This is a genomic window from Streptomyces sp. NPDC127177 (assembly GCF_042672475.1).
GTDB lineage: Bacteria > Actinomycetota > Actinomycetes > Streptomycetales > Streptomycetaceae > Streptomyces.
In genome coordinates this window covers 36,986-55,835 of record NZ_JBHXUW010000012.1, presented here as the reverse complement: position 1 = coordinate 55,835, position 18,850 = coordinate 36,986, and the positions used below count along the sequence as shown (strand labels likewise).

Genomic DNA, 18,850 nt, shown 5'->3' with positions numbered 1-18,850 from the left:
ACCCACCTGTGGGTCCAGACGGATACCGCGTCGCCCCGGCGCTTCGTAGCGTCGCTGAACATGGAAACCAGCAAACACACCGCGACCGAAGCCGGCCCCCTCAACAGCCCTCTCAACGGCCCCCTCGCACGGGGAGCCTTCGCCACGGCGAAGAACAGCGTCAAGATCTACGGTGCGCTGGGCGCCGTCGCTCTTCCGGCAGTCCTCGCGGTGTGGGGCAGCGGGCATTCGGTGAACACCTTCATGTGGGTACGCGCAATCCTGCTGCCACTGGTCGCCGTGCTGATCCACCGCCTGACGGACGCCGCCTCGCGGGGATCTCGACGGGCCTTCGAGCGCGTGAGCACCCTTGCCGTCATCATGCCGGTCGCCATCATCGGGGTGGACCTGATTCCGGGTGTCTGCCCGCCGTGGTACGCCGCGATGCAGGCCGTCTGCATGCTGCCCGTCATCAGGCTCGCCCTCGTCACACGCGGACGCGCGCTGCGCGCCGCGTTCCCCCGAGAGCGCTGACCCGGGCCTCCGAAAGGGCACGGACCGGCAGACGGTGACGAGCCGTCACCCATTCTCGGTGTCGGGTCAGGCCATGGCCTCCCGGCCGAGGCCCGGCCGGGCTCACCCTGCTGTGGGACGTCGCCTCCCGCCGCGTGGCAGGGGCCTACCACCCCTACCGCGCGGTGTTCCGCAAGGACCTCGTCTGGTCGGTGCTGTCCCTCCTGCCGGTCGCCGTCGTGACGTACCTGGTGACGTGGACCGCCTTGTTCCTGCCGGACAACGGCTACGGACGCCACTGGGCGGACGGCCGCGGCGGCACTTGGTCGTGGATGCCGGCCCCGCTCCGCAGCCTGTGGCACTACGAGTCCGGGGTGTACCGGTTCAACCCGGGGCTGGAGTCTCCTCATCCGTACGAGTCCAATCCCTAGAGCTGGCTGGTCCTCGACCATCCCGGTCGCTGGCTGGCGCGCCAGGATGTGGCTCGACAGTTGAGTGTGAACCGGTGACCCACCCCCGTACAGCACCGCCCCGTACAGCACCGCCCCCGTGCCGCACTGCCCGCGTACCGCCGGCTCCGCCCGCGTAGGCGGCCGGCCCGTCTCAGCCGTACAGCGCCTCACGGTAGAGAGCCACGAGTGCGCCGTCGATGGCATGGGGCTGCGGCTTGCCCGAGGCATCGAGCCTGTTCCACCGCTGGAGATTCACGGCGACGGACATGCGCCGCCTGCCGTCGGTACGGATCATGGACAGTGCTCCGGCACCCCAGGCCGAGCCCCCATGGCCCCAGAAGGTGGCTGGTCCGGGGCCCTCCATCGGGTGCAGGCCCAGGCCGTAGTCGATCGTCCTCCCCTCCTGGGAGATGACCGGGACGGTGCGTTGCATCTGCGCCAGCGAGGACGGTCCGACGATCTCACCGGCGAACAGCATGCCGAAGAAGTGGTTGAGGTCGGTGACGGTCGATATCAGCGAGGCGGCCGGTCCCACCCATGACATGTCGAAGACGCTGTAATCACGCGGCGGTTCGATCATTCCGAACCACATCTCGTACATCTGCGAGTGCGGCCCGGAGACATGCGGTTCGACGGGAAGTCCGGTGTCACGGAGCCCCACGCGCTCGATGACGTTCCTGGTGATGTACCGCTCGGCCGTGGTGCCCGTCACGTGCTCCAGGAGTTCACAGAGGAGCAGGTAGTTGGTGTTGGAGTACACCCCCGGAGTCCCGCCCGGGGCGCCGACGGAAGGAGCGGCGACCCCCATCTCGATCAGGTCCCTGCGGTGGAACCGCGTGAACCGGTTGTCGTCCAGGCTGTCGGGCCGGGTGTCGGCGAGAGCGGGGAACGCCTTGAGGGAGGGATAGGCGTAAGGAAGGTACTCGGCGAGGCCACTGGTGTGGTTCAGCAGCATCCGGACCGTGATCGCGTCACCCCGCTCCCCGGGAACCAGTCTCGGGAGGTACCGGCTGATCGACGCGTCGAGGTCGATCCGGCCGCTCTCGACCTGCTGCAGAACCGCTGCGGCGGTGAAGGTCTTGGTGATGCTGCCGACGCGGTGGCGCATATCGGCGGTCACGGGACGCCCGGTGGCGACATCAGCCACCCCGGCGGCGCCGCGCCATACCTGATCGCCGTCACGTACCTCGGCGAAGAGCCCGGGCATCCCGGCTCGGTGGACGTTCTCAACGGCGGCCTCCAGCTTGGCCGGGTCCAGTCGACTGCTCACGGCATGCGTCCTTTCGTATGTCCCGGTCGTATGTCCCAAGGGCCGCACAGCGGCCGCCCCACGCGGATGACAGGGCGCGAACGGCACGCCGGCTGCCCACTGCCGGACTCCCGGCGCGCCCTTGCTCCCATTATGCACGCGGTGCGTGCAACGCCAAGTGCATAGGTTAGGGTGAATCCCGACGAGAGGGATGAGATGGCAGGCAGAAGGCGCTGGTCGACCGAGGAGATCCTGGACGCGGCGGCGGAGCTGTTGCGCACGAGCGACGCCGATTCATTCAGCGTCCGCAAACTCGCAGCGGTGCTCGGCACCGACTCCTCCAGCCTCTACCGGCACTTCCGCAGCAAGACCGAACTGCTTCGCGCGGTCGCCGACCGAACGCTTCTGACCGCCATGGACGGCTACCGCCCGGAGGGCGACTGGAAGCAGCGCATCACGGCCCTGGCCCTGCGGATCCGAGAGGCATTCGGCCGGCACCCCCAGCTCGCCGCGACGTGGGGACGCTACGCATCGAGCGGCACCGGCTCCCGCCTGGTCATGGAAGAGGTACTGCAGGCCCTGCGCGCGTCCGGCCTGCCCGACGCGGACATCCCGTCGCGCTACCACCGGATTGCGGTCCTCATCGCCGCACTGATCGCCTCCGAGGGCGGGGTCAGCACAGTCAGCCCCGAAGAGCACGAACAGGGCATGGAGCTGTTCCGCGTCGCGGTACTCGGCGCCGACCCCGAACGCTTCCCGGCCCTGGCCCACTTCGCCCGCGAGGTCCGCCCGCTGGGGGCGGACCGACAGGCCGCGTTCGAGGAGCTCCTCGCCGCACAACTCGCCGATATCGAGGCCACGATCTCCCAGGACTAGCCGACCGGCTCGCTACGACGGCGGGCGACGGCCTGCCGACACTCGTACGCGCGGCCCCCATCCCCGTGACCGACGGCGACTGATGCGACTGAGCGAGATCTGTCGGGCCGGCACGCCGGACACACCGACGTCCCACTGACCGACGCGGGCAAGGCGGCAGCCAGGTCGCTCGCTCCGCGGCTCGCCGCACACCGTCCGACCGCCGTGTTCAGCAGCCCTCTCAGCCGCGCCCTGTGGACGGCGGAGTTGGCCGGGCCGGCCGAGACGTACGGGCTACATCGCCGGACCTAGGTCGTGTTTCGAACATCCCGTCTGCCCAGCGGGCGGACGGCGCTGCTTGCAGAACGCGCCCTACGCCCAGGGTCCCGGTCGAATGGCCACCGACAATCAGGCTTGTGTCCGATGCCGGAGCCCATGGGCGAAGGCCACGATGCTGGTGTACCTCAACGACAAGGAGCGCACGATGTCGTACCAGGAGCACCTGCGGTACCCCGAGCCCCGTTACCAGGGAGACAGGGGCGAGGTGAACGCATCCTTCCGTACCGCCGACACCCCGCCGGACCTCACCTCGCCCGGTGGCGGTGCCACCCACTACCTGGCCACGCACGAGTCGACCGGCGGTGAATTCGGCCTGTACAAGGTGGATCTGGCAGCACGGTCCGCCGGCGCCAAGACCCACTTCCACAAGGCGATGTCGGAATCCTTCTACGTCCTGTCCGGGGAACTGGAGCTCTACAACGGCGAGAAGTGGGTGACGGGCCGCACCGGTGACTTCCTGTACGTACCGGTGGGCGGGCTGCACGCGTTCAAGAACGTGACGGACGAGCCCATGTCGATGCTCATGCTCTTCTCTCCGGGCGCCCCGCGCGAGGAGTACTTCGAACGGGTCGCTGAGATGTCGCAGCGCGACAGCGCAGAACTCAAGGAGTTCCGTGTGCGGCACGACAGTTACTTCGAGGAGGACTTCGGGCCGGACGAGCGGTAGCGAACAACTTCAAGGAACTCGGCATCCCAGCAGGCGCGCTGGACCCTCTTCTCGAACTCCGCGCTCATGCGGAGCCGGGGCAGGCCCGCCCACACGCCGGAGGCGGCCTCGACCGCCCGGCGCGCCCCGGCGGACGCGGTGACGGTCACCCTGCCGTGACCACCGGTCGCGCCAGCGTCGGCCGGGCGCTTCGTCGGCCGGTAAGGCGTCGAACCCGTCAGTGGGCTGGGACCGGGACACACGCCACCGTCTCGCGGCCGTTGAAGCCTGTTCGTGCCAGCGGCTTCGCCGTTCGGGCGGGGCGGGCGACCATGTGTCAGAGGGAGGGTTGACGTATGTGCCGGTCCTGTCCTGCCCCGTGTCCGGCGACCGCCGTCGCGACGCCGAGGGCAGCCAGCACGGTGAGCGGAAGTGTCCAGCTTCGCGTGCCGTCGTGCAGGATGCCGAGGAGCAGGGGGCCGGCCGCCGCCACGAGGTAGCCGATGGACTGTGCCATGCCCGCCAGCGCGGCGGCGTCCCCGGTGCTGCCGGCGCGCTGGCTCTGGAAGGTCAACGCGAGGACGAGACAGGCGCCGCCGCCGAGTCCGAGGAGGGTGCACGCCAGGACGGCCAGCGCGGGGGCGGCGGCCAGTACGGTGAAGCCGCCCGCCACGAGGACCGAGACTCCGGCAGCGGTCCAGCGCTGGTCGTGCCGACCCCGGGTGAGTACTGGCAGGAGGCTGCTCGATGCCAGGGACACGACCTGGTAGTAGAACAGCATCCATCCGGCTGTGGTGCTGCTCGCGCCACGGTCGATGAGAATGCTCGGCAGCCAGGCGACGGCGGTGTAGAAGGCCAGGGACTGCAGGCCCATGAAGAAGGTGACCTGCCAGGCGAGGCGCGACCTCCAGGGCGTAGGGCTGTGGGCCCCGCCGTCGGACGCCTGCGGCTTGTCACCCCGCATCCGGGGCAGCCAGACGAGGAAGGCGGCGACCGTGAAAACGACACCCCAGGCCAGCGCGGTGTGCCAGGAGCCCGGCACGCTGTGGGCCATCGGCGCGGAGACCCCGGAGGAGACTGCTGCCATGAGGCCCATGACGGTCACGTAGAGAGCGCTGACGCCCTGGACGCGGTGTGCGGGAACGCTCCGTCTGACCAGAGCGGGCAGCAGCACATTTCCGAATGCGATGGCCGCGGAAAGGATCACCGTTCCGGCGAACAGGCAGATCACGGAGGGGAGGGAGCGGACCACCGTGCCGACGGCCAGCACACCGAGCGCCGCCACCAGGAGGCGAGCGCTGCCCAACCGGTGGGAGGCGCGGGCGACCAGTGGCGACGTCGCGGCGAAGGTCAGCAGCGGGAGGGTACTCAGCAGCCCGCCCCAGCTGGATGTCAGGCCGCTGCCGCGCTCGATCTCCGGCAGCAGCGCGCCGACACCGGTGAGAGTGGTGCGCAGGTTCGCCGCCACGAGACAGATGGCGACGATGAGCCCGACGGACACGGCGGGCCGGGTCGGGTCGGCGGTCCTTGGCCCGGAGACGGAGTGCTGACGGGATGCCGAAGCCGGCCGTGGACTCACTGTTCCTCCACTGCTTGCGGTGTGTTGGTCTCGTGGCCGCGGGTGAGCTGGACGATCGCGGACGCCGCGTCGCGGGCACCGTCCGCGTCTCTGTCCTCGATCGCGTCGACGAGCCGCCCGTGCAGGCGGGCATGCTCCTCGGCGTGGACGGCGTCCCAGCTCAGGCCCCCCAGAGACGAGGTGAGCGCCGTCCCGAGGTAGTCGTACACCTCGATCAACAGGTCGTTCCCACTCGCCCGCACCACGGCCCGGTGGAACAGCGCGTCGACGCTCGTGGCCGCTGACGTGTCCTCACCGGCGCTGGCAGCGTCGGCGTCGGCCAGCAACTCCCGCATCTGGCGCAGCTGCCCCTCGTCGCGGCGCAGGGCAGCGGCCCCCGAGGCGTACTCCTCCAGAACGGTCCGCAGCTCCAGCACCTTGTCCCGCTGCGCGGAACTCGCCCTCCGCACCATGACCGACTCGAGTTCACTCAACGAGCGGACGTAGGTGCCGTCCCCGGCCCGGGGCTCCAACAGCCCCAGGTGCACCAGCGCACCGAGCGCCTCCCGCAACGTGCTGCGCCCGACCCCGAGCTCCTCGATGAGGACCTGCTCCGGCGGAATCCGCGTCCCCACCGGCCAACCCCCTGCCTCGATGTGTGAGCGGAGACTGTCCACGAGCTGAGCGGACAGGCTGGCCGTCCGTCGCGGTGTACTGATGCGTTTCATGAAAAGCACGGTACACAAACATCAGACATTTGAACATCACACTGATCAGTGCACCATCGCCACATCGAGCGGCCGTACGAGCCGCCGCAGACGGGGTGTGGACCTTCGGCGAGGCCGGTTCCGGGAGATGCCCATCGCTGGACGCGCGATGCGGGTGCGGTGAACAGCGAACTGTTTGAGGTATTTGCTCCTTATGGCAGATCTCGACTATGCCGACAGGTCCGACGTCGACGACGCTGACTGAGGCTTCGTCGCCTTCCTCTCACCAGCGGTCGCCCGGAGGTAGGACGGTCGGGTGATCTGGGACGGGCAGGCTTACGCGTTCCTGGACGCGGAGTGGCCCCGGCAGCGCGCCCCCGAGCCTGTGGCGGCAGAGCCGACTGTGCAACAAACAGACCCTGTTCGAGCGGAGCCCGGAACTTCCCGAACACGCCCTGGTCCCGAGCGGCACTTGACGGTGGCGACGGTACCCGCTGCGTCGCCAGTGGCTGATCCGTTCCTCGGGCTGGACTTCGACTCGGGCCTGGTGACCGGCCCGAATGCACCGTCTACCCACTACGCCAGGTGCGATCGAACCCATCCTTTCCGAACACCACTTTCGGGGTGATGTGTTGAGCACTCGGCGAAGGTCAGCAGTCGACGCAGTGGCGACGTATCCGCCCTGAGGTGACACCGCACTTGGCCGTAACTGACGTGACGTGTGGGCGGGGTGGAACACTGCGCCAGTGACTACCCATTCAGATTTTCATGAGCCCAGCCGATTCGTGCGACAGCTTCCGTTCGGTGAACGGTTGCCGCTGCCGGCGGAGTCCATCGCCTCGTGGGAGACCTTTCCCTTCGAAGGTGACTTGCGGGTCAAGCCGTTGGATCCACCTGTTCTCCCCGAACCGGTACGGGGTGGGGAGGCCGGCCCCGAGGACTGTCGTGCTTGCGGCAAGCCGGTGAGTGAGGCGCTGTGGGCTGACGAGCACTGGCGGGTGGACGCCGTCGGCGCCGAGTTGCGGCTGCCCGCGGTCGTCATGCTCCAGCCTCGTGCCCACCACGATCTGTCCGACCTGCCCATCGAGCGGGCAGCAGAGCTGGGTCCGCTTCTGCAGCGCGCCGAACGGGCTGTGCTCACGCTTGAGGGTGTCGCGCGCGTGCACCTCAACCGGTGGGGTGACGGGAGCGCCCATCTGCATGTCTGGATCTTCGCCCGCCCGGCGGGGATGATGCAGATGCGCGGTACGTTCCTGCCGCTCTGGGAGGAACTCCTGCCCCCTGTACCCGCCTCGGAGCGTCAGCGGGCGCACCGGCAGATCGCTGCCGCACTGGCTGCCGACGGCGGTACCGACTACGCGCAATGACCCTGAGATCCGCCCACTGATCACCCGTCGGCGCCGGTTCCGGCTCCGCTCAGGTGAAGCCGGTTCTGCACGGCGGAGGGCCCGATGTTGATCCTCTTGGCTGAGGCTGCGCCTGCCGCCAGGGAGGCGGCGCGCACGCCACGCGCTCTCGTGCGCCCGAAGGGGACCCAGGACGGGACCCTCTGGGTTCCCCCACACCATTCCCCGCTCAGACGAACGCGCCGAGCCCCGTGACCGCGCGCCCGGTGATGAGCGTGTTGATCTCCCTGGTCCCCTCGTAGGAGTAGAGCGCCTCCGCGTCGGCGACGAAGCGACCGATGCTGTAGTCGAGCACGATCCCGTTGCCGGCCAGGAGCTCGCGCCCCCAGCCGACGACCTCACGCATACGCGTCGTGCAGTGGGCCTTCGCCATCGCCGAATGCTCGTCGCGGAAGGTGCCCGCGTCCTCCAACTGGGCGAGCCGCACGACCATCCCGAGGCAGGAGGTGGCATCGCTCAGCATGCGTACCAGCAGGTCCTGGACCAGCTGGAAGCGGGCGACCGGCCCACCGAACTGCTCGCGCTCACGCGTGTAGTCCAGGGCGATGCGGTACGCCGCCAGCATCACGCCCACAGCTTCCCAGGCCACACCGCTCCGGGTGTGCCGCAGGACATCCGCGGTGTCCCGGAAACCGTGGGCCTCCTGGAGCCTGTTCTCCTCAGGGACCCGGCAGTCCTTCAGGACGATGTCGGCGTTCTCCACGGTCCGCAGGGCGATCTTGTTCTCGATGATGCTCGCGGAGAACCCGGGCGTCGAGCTGTCGACCACGAAGCCGAGAACACCACCCTCACCCCCGTCCTCCCTGGCCCAGACGACCACGAGATCGGCGAAGGTGGCATTGCCGATCCACCGCTTCTCACCGTTGAGCACCCAGGTGTCGCCATCACGCCTCGCCGTGGTCCGCAGACCCGCCGCGACATCGGACCCACCTTGCGGTTCGGTCAGTGCGAACGCTCCGATCTTCTCCATCCGCCCCATCGCGGGCAGCCAGCGGCTGCGCTGCTCGGCGGAACCACAGCGGGCGATACTGCCCATGGCCAGTCCGGCATGCACGCCGTAGAACGTGGCCATCGAGGCATCGACGCGCGCCATCTCCATCGCGATGAAGCCGCTGAGCAGACTGCTTGCCGTGCTGGTGCCACACTCATCGAAAGCCAGGCCGGCGATGCCCAGCTCCCCGTAACGCGGGATCAAGTGGTGCGGAAAGGACGCCTTGCCCCACCAGGTGTCCGCATGCGGGGCCACCTCCTCGCGCAGGAACTCCCGGACGCGGTGGAGTGTCTTGCGCTCCCCGTCGTCCAGCAGCTCCTCGAAACGGTAAAGGTCCTCTTCCAGCATGCCGTCAGCCATCTGTCCGCCCTCACGCCGCGTAATGGGTCGAGCTCTTTCGCTGCCCGACCGCCTACCCGGTGATCCACCAGGAATACCCGCCGGTGGTCACGGCACCGGCCAGGCACCGCACCCGACAGAAGACACCATCGGACACGGTCCGGGGCGACGCCGCGCCGGAAGCGGCTCCCGTGCGGGTCCCGGAGAGCAGCTCCCGGATGGCTTCCGGCGGGCTGCTTCCGGACGGCTTCCGGGGGCTGCGTCCGAACGGCCCTCAGTACGGGCGGTCGCCGGCGATGGCGACGCGTTCGGCCACCCGGCGGTGCGGGGCGTAGTCGTTGACCGCGTAGTGCTGGGTGGCCCGGTTGTCCCAGAACGCCACATCGCCCGCGCGCCAGCTGAACCTGACCTGGAACTCCGGGGCATGGGCCTGCTGGAACAGCAACCGCAGCAGGCGGTCGCTCTCCTCCCTGGAGAAGCCCACGATCCGGGTGGTGAACGAGGCGTTGACGAAGAGGGTCCGGCGCCCCGTACCGGGATGGCGCCGCACCACCGGGTGTTCCACCGGCGGGAACTGCTCCTGGTGCGGCGCCAGCCGCTCCGCCGGATAGAAGCGGGAGAACCCCGGAATGAAGTCGTGCACCGCCCGCGCCCCCTCGATGCGTTCCTTCACCTCCAGCGGAAGGTTGTCGTAGGCGGCGGCCATGTCCGCCCACAGGGTGTCGCCGCCGACAGGAGGTACCTCGCGCAGCTGGAGGACCGCCCCGAGGGCCGGGCGCTCGCGGAAGGTCACATCGGCGTGCCAGATGTTCTCGAACGTCGGAACGGCCGTCCGGTCCAGCCGGACGACCTCGGGGTCGTCACCGGTGGCGAGCAGCGGGTTGGTCTCCAGCTCCCCCCAGTGCCCGGCGAAGTCGCGCTGCTGCCGAGAGGTCAGGTGCTGGTCACGGAAGAACAGCACCTTCCACTCGAGCAGCGCCCTGTCGAGCTCCGCGCGCAGGGCCGGACCGACGGGCCGTGACAGGTCGACGCCGTGGATCTCCGCGCCGATGACCCGCCCCAACGGCACCACGGTGAACAAGTCGTAGGGCCGGTCGGTCCATCCCTCGGGGACCCGACGCAGGGTGCGCGGGCCTTCGTACAGCCCGTCGGCGGGGATGCGGTGGTCGCGCAGGCCGGGCGGTGTGCCGGTCGGGGTCTCGATGGCGGCGGTCATGATTTCTCCTCCGGTTCGACGGGTGTGCGGTCAGCGGGCGGCGTTGCGTACCGCTGTTCCGATCTCGGCACGCAGCGCGGCGTACTCGGGCAGGCCGCGCAGGTCGTCGGGGTCGACGCCGGTGCGGGGCAGGCCGATGGGGATGTCGAGGGCGATGGTTCCCGGCCTGTCGGAGAGTACGACTGTACGGGTGCCGAGGAAGACCGCCTCGTCCACGCTGTGCGTGACGAAGACCGAGGTTGTGCCGGTCTCCGCACTGACGGTCCGCAGATCCTCCTGAAGGCGCTCGCGGGTGAGCGCGTCGAGCGCGGCGAACGGCTCGTCGAGCAGCAGGAGCCGCTTGCCGCCCGCCAGGGCACGGGCGATGGCGACACGCTGCTGCTGGCCGCCGGAAATCTGCCAGATGCGGCGGCCGGCGGTATCGGCCAGCCCGACCCGCTCCAGCAACTCGGCGATACGGCCGGCACGTTCGGCCCGGGGAACGCCCGCGTACTTCAGGGCCTGAGCGATGTTGTCGCCGACCGTGCGCCAGGGGAAGAGGCGGGGCTGCTGGAAGACGATGCCCGCCTGGCGGCCGGGCTCGGGGGTCTCGCCGTTGACGGTGACCTCCCCCTGGGAGGCCCGCTCGAAGCCCGCGATCAGCCGCAACAGGGTGCTCTTGCCACAGCCGGACGGGCCGACGAGAACCAGGAACTCGCCGGCCGGGATCTCCAGTGATACCGGGCCGAGCGCGGTCACGGCCTCCGCGCCACGACCGTACGTATGGCGTACGTCGCGCACCGAGACGGCCGTCGGCGCCGTCCCGCCGTCTTCCGTAGCGGCCCGCCCGGCACTCGTGGCACCGGCCGGGTCCTCCTTGTCCACGGCTGGGGCCGCAACGCCGACGTGGGCGACCTCATCGCCGACGTCGGCGATCTGCTCGTCGGCGTCGCGGCCTTCCTTGTCGACGTCAGGGAGAGACGGCATCGGTGAGCCCTTCCACGTATACGGACTTGCGCAGCGTATCGAGGTCCGGTGCGGCGTCGATCTGCTTCTGGTCGACGAGGAACTGCGCGGCGCTCCGAAGGTTTTCCGCCAGCCCGCCGACCTTGCCCGGGGTGCCCAGCCACTTGGCGTCCGCCTGGTCGGCCGGCTTGAGGAAGATGCCCCGCTTGATCTGTGCGGCCGCTTCGCCGGGGCTGATACCGAGCTGCTTGCCCACGGCGGTGGAGGCGGCGGTGGGATCGTCATGGATGAGGTCGAGCGCTTGGGCCTGCGCCTTCCGCCAGGCGGGCAGCACATCCGGGTGCGCCTTGATGAAGCTGGTGGAGGCGACCCCGAGGTCGAGCGTGGGATTCCCGGACGCGGCGAGCTGACGGCTGGAGATGAGCACCTTGCCGGTCTTCTTCAGCTCGTCGAGGGTCGGCAGCCAGACGTAGGAGGCGTCGATGTCACCGCGAGTCCAGGCTGCCAGGATGTCCTGCGGCTCGAGGTCGAGGAGTTGGACCTTTGACGCGTCCACGCCGGCTTTGTCGAGAGCGGCGAGCAGGCTGTAGTGCGAGGTGGAGCTGAACGGGGTCGCCACCTTGTGCCCCTCCAGATCCTTGACCGAGGAGATCTTGGAGCCGTCGCGGGCGACCAGGGCCTCGTTCTCACCGGCGACATCCAGTACCCAGGTGACCTGGTAGGGAATGTTCAGCGGCTTCGAGAGCCCTCGGGCGACCGGGCTCGACCCGATGGCGGCGAGGTCCACGGCCCCGGCCACGAAAGCGGTGTTGATGCTGGCTCCGGAGTCGAACTTCGTCCACTTGATCGTGTAGTCCGGCAGCGCCTTCTCCAGCCACCCCTTCTCCTTGACGATCAAGTCACCGCTGGGGAAGGCCTGGTAGGCGATCCGTATCGTCTTGCCGCCGCCCTTTCCACCCTCTCCGGAACCGCCCTGGCCGCACGCGGTCACCACCAGCAGGGCTCCCAGTGCCGCGGCGAGCGAAGAGGTGCGGAGCCAACCGCGTGTTCTGGGCATATGCGTGTCCTTCTGACGAGTACGAGTACGAGTACGAGCGGTAAGAGGAAGGGACCGGAAGGAGGGCGGCGCTGCCCGGGGGAGCGGCACTCGGCCGCCGGTCATACGTGCCGCCGCCACGGTGCCAGCCGGTTCTCCAGCCCCCGCAGTACGGCGTCGATGAGCAGACCGGAGATACCGATGGCAAAGAGGCCGAGCACGACCGTGTCGGACTGGTTGTAGCGCTGGGCGTCGCGGATCATGCCGCCGATCCCCGGCAGCCCGTTCACCGTCTCTGCGGCCACCACCGAGGAGTACGCGATGCCGAAGGCGAGCCGGACGCCGATGAGGATCTCGGGCAGTGCGGAAGGCAGGACGACCGAGGCGACCACCTGCCCGCGCCGGGCACCGATCGCGCGGGCGGCCTCCACCAGAGCGGTCGGCGCGGACGCCACGGCCGACGCGGTGGCGACCGCGACCGGAGGCATTGCCGCGATGGCCAGCAGCCAGAGTTTGGGCGCCTCGTCGATGCCGAACCAGATGATCAGCAGGCTGAAGTAGGCGAGCGGCGGCAGCGTACGCAGGAACGCCACCGCGGGCTCGAGTACGACCCGTACCCACGGCAGGGTGCCCATGAGGAGCCCGATGACGAGCCCGGCCACGACCCCCGCACCTGCGCCGATGAAAATACGGCGCAGGCTGATGCCGAGGTGTTCGATCAGGGTGTGTCCCTGATAGCCGCGCACCCCGTCATGGGTCCCCGAGGTCTCCAGCAGAGCCCGCCACACGGCGCCGGGTGACGGCACGAGCACCGGCGACCACACCTGGAGCGAGACCACCAGCTGCCAAAGAGCGAGAAGGGCGACTAGCGCCACCAACCGGAGCCCCGCACGGCGCCACCGAGCGGCACGTTCAGGCCGGCGATCGGCGCGAACCTGCTCGCCGGACGGGCCCGACTCGGCGGACCGTTCCTGTACGGACATGGGCGTGGACATGAAGAGCTCTCCGGTGGCATGGAGTGGCGCCGGGCCTGGGGACAGATCGGCGGGGCGGGTTACGCGTACGAAGCCGGCGAGGGACGCGTCGAACGCGCGAGGCCCGCGGCCTGGCGGGAGGGGAGATCCGTACAGCCCGTGAGCTTCACGGGGACGTCACTCAGGCATCGCTGAGGATGCCGCGGCAGGCTTCAACAGGAAGCGCTGGAAACGCGGCAGAGATCGATGTGGAGACACTCCACCAGAGGATGATCGCCTGTCACGGCAGCTGTTCTAGCACAGCGGCCAGGGCGACACCAGGAGGCCGCCGAGGGCTGAGACGCGACGGGAAGGCATCAGCCGGTATGTACGGACTTTGCTGCTTCGCCGTAACCTCGGCGCCGGGCCGAGAGCGAGAGAAGGAAGACGTGCGCGACTTCAGGGCGGGCGAGACAGTCGTACGGCGGGACGTGTACCGAAGTGGCCGGGTGTGGAGCGCGCAGGCGTTGCGCGTCATCGACGACAGCAGCGAGGCCCTGGTGAGCGCCTGCACTCCGGGTGCCGAAGCGCAGTGGCCCGCTCCGTACTCCCGGGCCCGTTCCACAGGCGACCGTGCGATGCGCATCGAGGCGTTCGACGCGATGGCCACCGGTGAGTGGGAGCTCGCACCCGGCCGGTGGCAGGAGACCGAGCTACTCCTGTGGAAGCCGCCTGCCGCATGGTTCAGCATCAATGCCTTCTACGCGCCGGGCAGCGACGACGGGAAAGGGCGCCGGCTGCGCAACTGGTACGTCAACTTCGAGCGGCCCAACGTCCGGACGGAGGCCGGGTTCGACACCTTCGACCTCACGGTCGACCTTGTGATAACTCCCGATCTCGCCGGCTGGGAATGGAAGGACGAGGATGAGTACGCACACGTGAGGCGACTCGGCATCGTCTCCGACACCGAGCACAGGGCGGTCGACGCCGCCCGCGCCGAGGTCCACGCCATGCTCGCCGACCGCACGGGTGTGTTCGCGGACGCCGAACGGTGGGCCGCCTGGCACTGGGAACCGACCTGGCCCACGCCACGACTGCCGTAGGCAGCGACGGCCGCAGGGGGCCGCACTGTGTCGGGCGAATACCGAGGCGTGCGCTCGAACGGCACGGTGTTTTGGGCGACGTTCGGGTTGGGTGATCTGGACGGCGTGGTTCGGCGCGGGGTTGTAGCCGTACGTTGTATCGGCATGAGACCCCGTATCGCTGTGATCGGTAGTGGCCCGGCCGGGCTTGCCTTCGCCCGTGTCCTGCACCGTCATGGGCACCCTGTCACCATCCTCGAACGCGATCGCGCCCGCGATGCCCGTCCCCCGGGCGGCACGCTGGACCTGCATGAGGGGCTGGGGCAGCTGGCATTGGCGAAGGCTGGTCTGCTGGAGGAGTTCCGTGCGCTGTCCCGACCCGAGGGGCAGGCCATGCGGATCCTGGACACGGACGGGACCGTCCTCCGCGATTGGCAACCCGGTCCCGACGAGGTCGCCAATCCGGAGATCGACCGCGGGCAGCTCCGTGACCTGTTGCTCGGGCCTCTGAACGTTCAGTGGGGGCGGGAGGTGACGGAGGTGGTGCCGGAGAACGGTGACGGTGTGCTGGTCCGTTTCGCGGACGGGCGACAGGAGACGTTCGACCTGGTGATCGGTGCGGACGGCGCATGGTCCCGGGTTCGCCGGGTGGTCTCCTCCGCGAGACCGCAGTACACGGGAATCACTTTGGTCGAGACCTCCTTGGACGAGGTCGACACCCGTCACCCCGATCTCGCCCGGCTGGTCGGTGACGGTTCCGTGGCCGTGTACGGCGTGAACCGTGCGCTCGTCGCCCAGCGCAACAGTGGCGGGCACGTCAAGGTCTACGCCCAGTTCCGCGTGGAGCTGGACCGGCGGGTGGGCCAGGATGCGGCCGATGCCGATGCCGATGCCGATGCCGATGCCGATGCCGATGCTGTGAGGTCAGGTCTGCTGGCCCGGTTCGACGGCTGGGCCGATCCAGTCCTCGAACTCCTGCGCCACGGTTCAGTCTTCGTTCATCGCCCCCTCCACGTCCTGCCTGTGTCCCACACCTGGACCCACGTCCCGGGGGTGACGCTGCTGGGTGACGCCGCCCATCTCATGCCCCCGTTGGGAGCAGGCGCCAACCTCGCGCTGCTGGAGGGCGCCGAGCTCGCGGAGTCCATCGCCGCCGTACCCGGTCCTGGAGATCTGGATGAGGCCGTCCGCGTCTTCGAGGAACGGATGTGGGCACGGGCCGGCAGGTGGGCGGAGATCACGATGGCCGGTCTGGAACGCCTTGTGAGCCCTGACCCCGCTCGGGCCCTCACCGTCTTCGACGAGGTCCAGCCTTCCTGACCGCCAGGCGCGGCCCGGCCGGGGCCGGCAGCGGGGCGGGTCCCCGTTCTGAGGATGCTGATGTGCCGGGCCACCATGTCACTCGCCCTTCTCCGCCGACCAGTTCAGTGTTCCGACCGTCCTGCCGGGCTGCGAACGTCAACCGGTCTCCGCCACCGCCGATCCGGAACAGGATCGTCCGACCATGGCCGACGGAGTTCATGCGTTCAAGAGCCCCCGCCGGGAGTAACCGTTACGCGGCACGCACCTCCGAGACCGCGGTCTCCCGTACGAAGTCGCGAACCGCGGTGTTGAACAGCTCGGGCTCCTCGACGTGTCCGAGGTGCCCGCTGTTCTCCAGCACCAGCAGCCGGGACCGCGGAATCAGACTGTGCAGCTCCTGACTCCGGCGCACACCGCAGATCACGTCGTAGCGGCCCGCGACCACCAGGGCCGGCACATCCACCTCCTTGAGGGCGGAGCGGTCGTCGAAGGTCTCGGGGGAGAGGTCCTCGTCGAGCCCGGAGATGAACGCTGCCCGGACCGCGTCCCGGAGCGGCGCCCACCGAGTCTCGTCGCCCCAGTAGTCCGCGAAGTACGAGGGCAGCACGCCGCGGGCGACCGCCACGGTGTCGGCGTCGTTCGACATGCGGGACATGGCGTCGAAGGCGGCCAGTACACCGGGCAGGCCGGGGTGGCCGGAGTACCGGGCGGCGAACTGTTCGACCATGCGGGCCGCTTCCGCCCCGTGCTCGGGGCCCGTGACGGGTGCTCCTTCGTAGAGGACGACACCCGCCAGCTGCCCCGGGCGGTTGACGGCGTGATGGGCGGCGACGAACGCACCGTGCGAATGTCCCAGCAGGTGCACTTTCGGAACGCCGAGACGGTTGATCAGCAGTTCCAGGAACCGGCTGTACCGCTCCCGGGTGTATCCGTGCGGATGCGAGGGGAGGCGGCCGGATTCACCGGTGCCGATGGGTTCGACGTACACCATGGTCAGGTGCTCTTCCAGGGCCGGCATGCGCAGGTATTCCCAGAAGATGCCGGGGCCCCCGGAGTGCGCCACGCACACCGGTCCGGTGCCGTGGACGTGGTAACGCTGGACGATGCCGCCGACCTCGAAGGAATGGGCGCCCCGGGGGATGCGGCCGGTGCCGTTCCGCGAGGGGGCGGTGGAATGCGCTGTGGTGCCCATGAAGGCCTCCGCGTCTAGGAAGGTGTCTTGACACCGAAACGAGATGCGGGGGGTCCCAGAGTTCGAAGACCGGTGTGTGATTGCCGTCACGATTGTGCGAGTCGATCTCACCGGATCGAGGCGCTCGACGTGTGGGTCGGGGTTTGAGTGCACGGAACGACACGTGCCGGGCGGACGCGGCGGTCGGCCGACGGATGCGTTTCAGCAGCTCACCACCTCTGGCGGACCGATCTCACGCTGTTGCGCTCACTCGGAGCCGGTCGGCATGAGTGAGCGACCGTCGTCGGCCGACGTGCCCCGCCCTGCGGTGACGGTCCGTCCTCAGGAGGACTCGACGGGGGAGTACATCACCGACCGCTGCTGCTTGTGGCGCCGGATACGCCCCTTGGCGACAAGCGATTCGAGGGTGTTGCGCACCACCTGAGGTGTCGGCGTCCGGTCAGGGTGCTTCTCCATGAGTTCGTCGCGCAGTTCCTTCGCGAGGCGCGGCTCGCTGTAGGTGCGAAGCAGCTCGAGCAGCATGTCTCCCAGCAGAGGCTGCCGCGACTTCTCCTTCGCGGCACTCTTCGCGGTGGACCCGGCGGACGATCCCTTGGCCGACGTCGAGCGCCGCGATGCCGCTTTGCCACTGGTGGCGCCCTTGGCACCTTGCTTCGTCTTTGTGAGCGAGGGCTCGTCCTGTGCCTGCTCGGGCAGGCGGGACGGATCCGACGAGCTCTCGGACCGCTCGGCCAGATGCATGATGTCCGACAGGAGGGTTTCCTCCTGCTTCAACATCCTGATCCTTTCGGCCAGTTCCTCCTGCAGACGGCGGTTTTCCTCCAGGTCCGACGCGGCTTGTTCCACATACCGCGATCGGAGCGTGGCGGTTGACTGGCTGGTCACAACCGGTCACTCCCTCGTGTTTGATTGATGTTTCCGCATGGTACCCACCCGGAAGCACCTTGCCGAAATGTGTGAGCGGTCGAAGACAGGCGATCGGGCGCGTGCCCCTGGAACAACCGCGTGCCCCTGAAACAGCAAGGCCGAACCGCCCACGGCGGCTTTCTCCGACACATGTCTGAGCCGACCCTGTCCGCCAAATCGTGGTCGACCCGGCCGGGGCTACCGCGCGGCTCGCTCACGTGCCTCCGCAGCGGCCTCCTTCGCGGACCCGCGGTGCAGCGGCCCGTGGCCGGGAAGGACGACGTCCGCGTCCACTTCCTCGACAACGGACAGGGTGCCGAGAGCGCGGGCACGGTCGGAGTGGAACATGCCGGACAGCAGTTGGGGGCCGGTGATGCGCGACGTGCGGTGCGCCGTCACGAGGGCGTCGCCGCTGACAAGGATCCCGCTCCCCGGCAGGTGGTAGGCACAGTGGCCCTGGGTGTGTCCCGGCGTGTGTACGGGCACGGGCGCACCGGGAAGGTCGAGCGCCCCTGGGGTGGGGAAAGCGCGCGGTTCCTGGACGGGGACGTGGGCGGTCCCGCCGGCTCGAAGGGCATGCACGGACCAGGGGAGTACGCCAGGTCGCCACGCCTGGGTGAGTACCTGCCCGACGGACACCTGATCGAGGAAGTCACGGCGGGCGTGGGGTACTTCGTCCGCGTGCAGGAGCACGGGTGTGCCGTACCCGGCACGCAGACGTTCGGCCGAGCCGATGTGGTCGTTATGGGCGTGGGTGATCAGGACGGCCGCCACGGCGTTCGGCGCCAGGCCGACGGCGTCCAGGGATGCGAGCAGGGCGTCGTGGTCGCCGGGATAGCCGCTGTCGATCAGGGTGCAGCTGTCACCCTCCTTGATGATCACCCAGTTGGTGTTGCTGCCGGAGACCAAGTAGATCTCGTCGTCGGCGCGGACGATGTCTTCGTCCCGCAGTGCCTTGTGCATGGTTGGTGCTGCGCCTCTCGATGCGGACGGGGGACGCGTCGGGAAACCTGTCGGCACCCGGACGACGACCGGGACAATGCGGTGCCGGGTATCTGCTGCCGGCACCGCGCGGCCGGTGGACAGCCCGCTCTCCACCATTTCGGCAGCGGCCACGCCCGGCACGTTACTCCGCGGCGCGCTCCAGGTCGGCCGGGCGGCTCCCGGTGGGCCGAGGATGATGT

The 18,850-nt window shown here is 69.1% G+C and carries 18 protein-coding genes and 1 pseudogene; 8 read left to right on the top strand and 11 right to left on the bottom strand.

What is annotated here, in order from left to right:
* The first annotated feature begins 60 nt into the window (after positions 1–60).
* Positions 61–513 carry a hypothetical protein gene (locus tag ACFVJX_RS10495; protein ID WP_384126583.1) on the top strand — a complete coding sequence of 151 codons (453 nt, stop codon included), beginning with the start codon at positions 61–63 and terminating at the stop codon, positions 511–513.
* A 101-nt stretch (positions 514–614) separates the two neighbouring features.
* Positions 615–920: pseudogene (locus tag ACFVJX_RS10490) on the top strand (phospholipid carrier-dependent glycosyltransferase); the annotation flags it as partial.
* Positions 921–1,095: 175 nt separating this feature from the next.
* Here the strand turns inward: ACFVJX_RS10490 and ACFVJX_RS10485 are convergent.
* Positions 1,096–2,214, bottom strand: coding sequence for a serine hydrolase domain-containing protein (locus ACFVJX_RS10485; protein WP_384126581.1), 1,119 nt, complete (start codon positions 2,212–2,214; stop codon positions 1,096–1,098).
* A 195-nt stretch (positions 2,215–2,409) separates the two neighbouring features.
* Between ACFVJX_RS10485 and ACFVJX_RS10480 the strand changes: the two genes are divergently transcribed.
* From ACFVJX_RS10480 to ACFVJX_RS10470, 3 genes are all read left to right on the top strand, one after another.
* Entirely contained in the window at positions 2,410–3,069 is a 660-nt protein-coding gene (locus ACFVJX_RS10480) for a TetR/AcrR family transcriptional regulator (protein WP_384126580.1), read from the top strand.
* 99 nt (positions 3,070–3,168) lie between these two features.
* Positions 3,169–3,360, top strand: a complete 192-nt coding sequence (locus ACFVJX_RS10475; RefSeq protein WP_384126648.1) for a histidine phosphatase family protein — start codon at positions 3,169–3,171, stop codon at positions 3,358–3,360.
* A gap of 172 nt (positions 3,361–3,532) precedes the next feature.
* Positions 3,533–4,054: a cupin domain-containing protein gene (locus ACFVJX_RS10470; RefSeq protein WP_384126647.1), complete on the top strand. Its 522-nt coding sequence runs from the start codon at positions 3,533–3,535 to the stop codon at positions 4,052–4,054.
* 316 nt (positions 4,055–4,370) lie between these two features.
* Here the strand turns inward: ACFVJX_RS10470 and ACFVJX_RS10465 are convergent, their stop codons facing one another.
* Together ACFVJX_RS10465 and ACFVJX_RS10460 are read right to left on the bottom strand one after the other, a co-directional pair.
* On the bottom strand, positions 4,371–5,534 hold the full coding sequence (locus ACFVJX_RS10465) for a CynX/NimT family MFS transporter (RefSeq protein ID WP_384126578.1): 1,164 nt from the start codon (positions 5,532–5,534) through the stop codon (positions 4,371–4,373).
* A gap of 74 nt (positions 5,535–5,608) precedes the next feature.
* Positions 5,609–6,319: a FadR/GntR family transcriptional regulator gene (locus ACFVJX_RS10460; protein ID WP_384126577.1), complete on the bottom strand. Its 711-nt coding sequence runs from the start codon at positions 6,317–6,319 to the stop codon at positions 5,609–5,611.
* Positions 6,320–7,260: 941 nt separating this feature from the next.
* On the opposite strand from ACFVJX_RS10460, the gene ACFVJX_RS10455 reads away from it, so the two are divergent.
* The gene (locus tag ACFVJX_RS10455; RefSeq protein ID WP_384126576.1) at positions 7,261–7,665 is read left to right on the top strand and encodes a hypothetical protein; all 405 of its coding nucleotides are present in this window, start codon (positions 7,261–7,263) and stop codon (positions 7,663–7,665) included.
* Positions 7,666–7,873: 208 nt separating this feature from the next.
* Here ACFVJX_RS10455 and ACFVJX_RS10450 read toward each other — a convergent pair whose 3' ends face one another.
* The 5 genes from ACFVJX_RS10450 to ACFVJX_RS10430 all read right to left on the bottom strand — a co-directional run bounded on the left by ACFVJX_RS10450 (position 7,874) and on the right by ACFVJX_RS10430 (position 13,214).
* On the bottom strand, positions 7,874–9,055 hold the full coding sequence (locus ACFVJX_RS10450) for an acyl-CoA dehydrogenase family protein (RefSeq protein ID WP_384126574.1): 1,182 nt from the start codon (positions 9,053–9,055) through the stop codon (positions 7,874–7,876).
* 253 nt (positions 9,056–9,308) lie between these two features.
* Positions 9,309–10,250 carry a TauD/TfdA dioxygenase family protein gene (locus tag ACFVJX_RS10445; RefSeq protein WP_384126573.1) on the bottom strand — a complete coding sequence of 314 codons (942 nt, stop codon included), beginning with the start codon at positions 10,248–10,250 and terminating at the stop codon, positions 9,309–9,311.
* A 30-nt stretch (positions 10,251–10,280) separates the two neighbouring features.
* The gene (locus ACFVJX_RS10440; protein ID WP_384126572.1) at positions 10,281–11,216 is read right to left on the bottom strand and encodes an ABC transporter ATP-binding protein; all 936 of its coding nucleotides are present in this window, start codon (positions 11,214–11,216) and stop codon (positions 10,281–10,283) included.
* A complete protein-coding gene (locus tag ACFVJX_RS10435; protein ID WP_384126571.1) occupies positions 11,200–12,252 on the bottom strand; it encodes an ABC transporter substrate-binding protein in 1,053 nt (350 codons plus the stop codon). The genes ACFVJX_RS10440 and ACFVJX_RS10435 overlap by 17 nt, the downstream gene beginning before the upstream one ends.
* Positions 12,253–12,353: 101 nt before the next feature.
* A complete protein-coding gene (locus ACFVJX_RS10430) occupies positions 12,354–13,214 on the bottom strand; it encodes an ABC transporter permease (protein ID WP_384126645.1) in 861 nt (286 codons plus the stop codon).
* 419 nt (positions 13,215–13,633) lie between these two features.
* Here ACFVJX_RS10430 and ACFVJX_RS10425 point away from each other — a divergent pair, with 419 nt between their 5' ends.
* Together ACFVJX_RS10425 and ACFVJX_RS10420 are read left to right on the top strand one after the other, a co-directional pair.
* Positions 13,634–14,287 carry a DUF402 domain-containing protein gene (locus tag ACFVJX_RS10425; protein ID WP_384126569.1) on the top strand — a complete coding sequence of 218 codons (654 nt, stop codon included), beginning with the start codon at positions 13,634–13,636 and terminating at the stop codon, positions 14,285–14,287.
* Between the two features lie 144 nt (positions 14,288–14,431).
* Entirely contained in the window at positions 14,432–15,586 is a 1,155-nt protein-coding gene (locus ACFVJX_RS10420) for an FAD-dependent oxidoreductase (RefSeq protein WP_384126568.1), read from the top strand.
* A 232-nt stretch (positions 15,587–15,818) separates the two neighbouring features.
* On the opposite strand, the gene ACFVJX_RS10415 is transcribed toward ACFVJX_RS10420, so the two are convergent.
* The 3 genes from ACFVJX_RS10415 to ACFVJX_RS10405 form a co-directional block, all read right to left on the bottom strand.
* Positions 15,819–16,760 carry an alpha/beta fold hydrolase gene (locus ACFVJX_RS10415; RefSeq protein ID WP_384126567.1) on the bottom strand — a complete coding sequence of 314 codons (942 nt, stop codon included), beginning with the start codon at positions 16,758–16,760 and terminating at the stop codon, positions 15,819–15,821.
* A 321-nt stretch (positions 16,761–17,081) separates the two neighbouring features.
* Positions 17,082–17,645: a hypothetical protein gene (locus ACFVJX_RS10410; RefSeq protein ID WP_384126565.1), complete on the bottom strand. Its 564-nt coding sequence runs from the start codon at positions 17,643–17,645 to the stop codon at positions 17,082–17,084.
* Positions 17,646–17,864: 219 nt separating this feature from the next.
* A complete protein-coding gene (locus ACFVJX_RS10405; protein ID WP_384126564.1) occupies positions 17,865–18,629 on the bottom strand; it encodes an MBL fold metallo-hydrolase in 765 nt (254 codons plus the stop codon).
* Between the last annotated feature and the right edge of the window lie 221 nt (positions 18,630–18,850).

Excerpts from the sequence above, each read along its gene's own strand:
- ACFVJX_RS10495 (WP_384126583.1), top strand. The coding sequence starts at position 61 with ATGGAAACCAGCAAACACACCGCGACCGAAGCCGGCCCCCTCAACAGC.
- ACFVJX_RS10480 (WP_384126580.1), top strand. The coding sequence starts at position 2,410 with ATGGCAGGCAGAAGGCGCTGGTCGACCGAGGAGATCCTGGACGCGGCG.
- ACFVJX_RS10470 (WP_384126647.1), top strand. The coding sequence starts at position 3,533 with ATGTCGTACCAGGAGCACCTGCGGTACCCCGAGCCCCGTTACCAGGGA.
- ACFVJX_RS10460 (WP_384126577.1), bottom strand. The coding sequence starts at position 6,319 with ATGAAACGCATCAGTACACCGCGACGGACGGCCAGCCTGTCCGCTCAG.
- ACFVJX_RS10450 (WP_384126574.1), bottom strand. The coding sequence starts at position 9,055 with ATGGCTGACGGCATGCTGGAAGAGGACCTTTACCGTTTCGAGGAGCTG.
- ACFVJX_RS10445 (WP_384126573.1), bottom strand. The coding sequence starts at position 10,250 with ATGACCGCCGCCATCGAGACCCCGACCGGCACACCGCCCGGCCTGCGC.
- ACFVJX_RS10440 (WP_384126572.1), bottom strand. The coding sequence starts at position 11,216 with ATGCCGTCTCTCCCTGACGTCGACAAGGAAGGCCGCGACGCCGACGAG.
- ACFVJX_RS10435 (WP_384126571.1), bottom strand. The coding sequence starts at position 12,252 with ATGCCCAGAACACGCGGTTGGCTCCGCACCTCTTCGCTCGCCGCGGCA.
- ACFVJX_RS10430 (WP_384126645.1), bottom strand. The coding sequence starts at position 13,214 with ATGTCCGTACAGGAACGGTCCGCCGAGTCGGGCCCGTCCGGCGAGCAG.
- ACFVJX_RS10420 (WP_384126568.1), top strand. The coding sequence starts at position 14,432 with ATGAGACCCCGTATCGCTGTGATCGGTAGTGGCCCGGCCGGGCTTGCC.
- ACFVJX_RS10415 (WP_384126567.1), bottom strand. The coding sequence starts at position 16,760 with ATGGGCACCACAGCGCATTCCACCGCCCCCTCGCGGAACGGCACCGGC.
- ACFVJX_RS10405 (WP_384126564.1), bottom strand. The coding sequence starts at position 18,629 with ATGCACAAGGCACTGCGGGACGAAGACATCGTCCGCGCCGACGACGAG.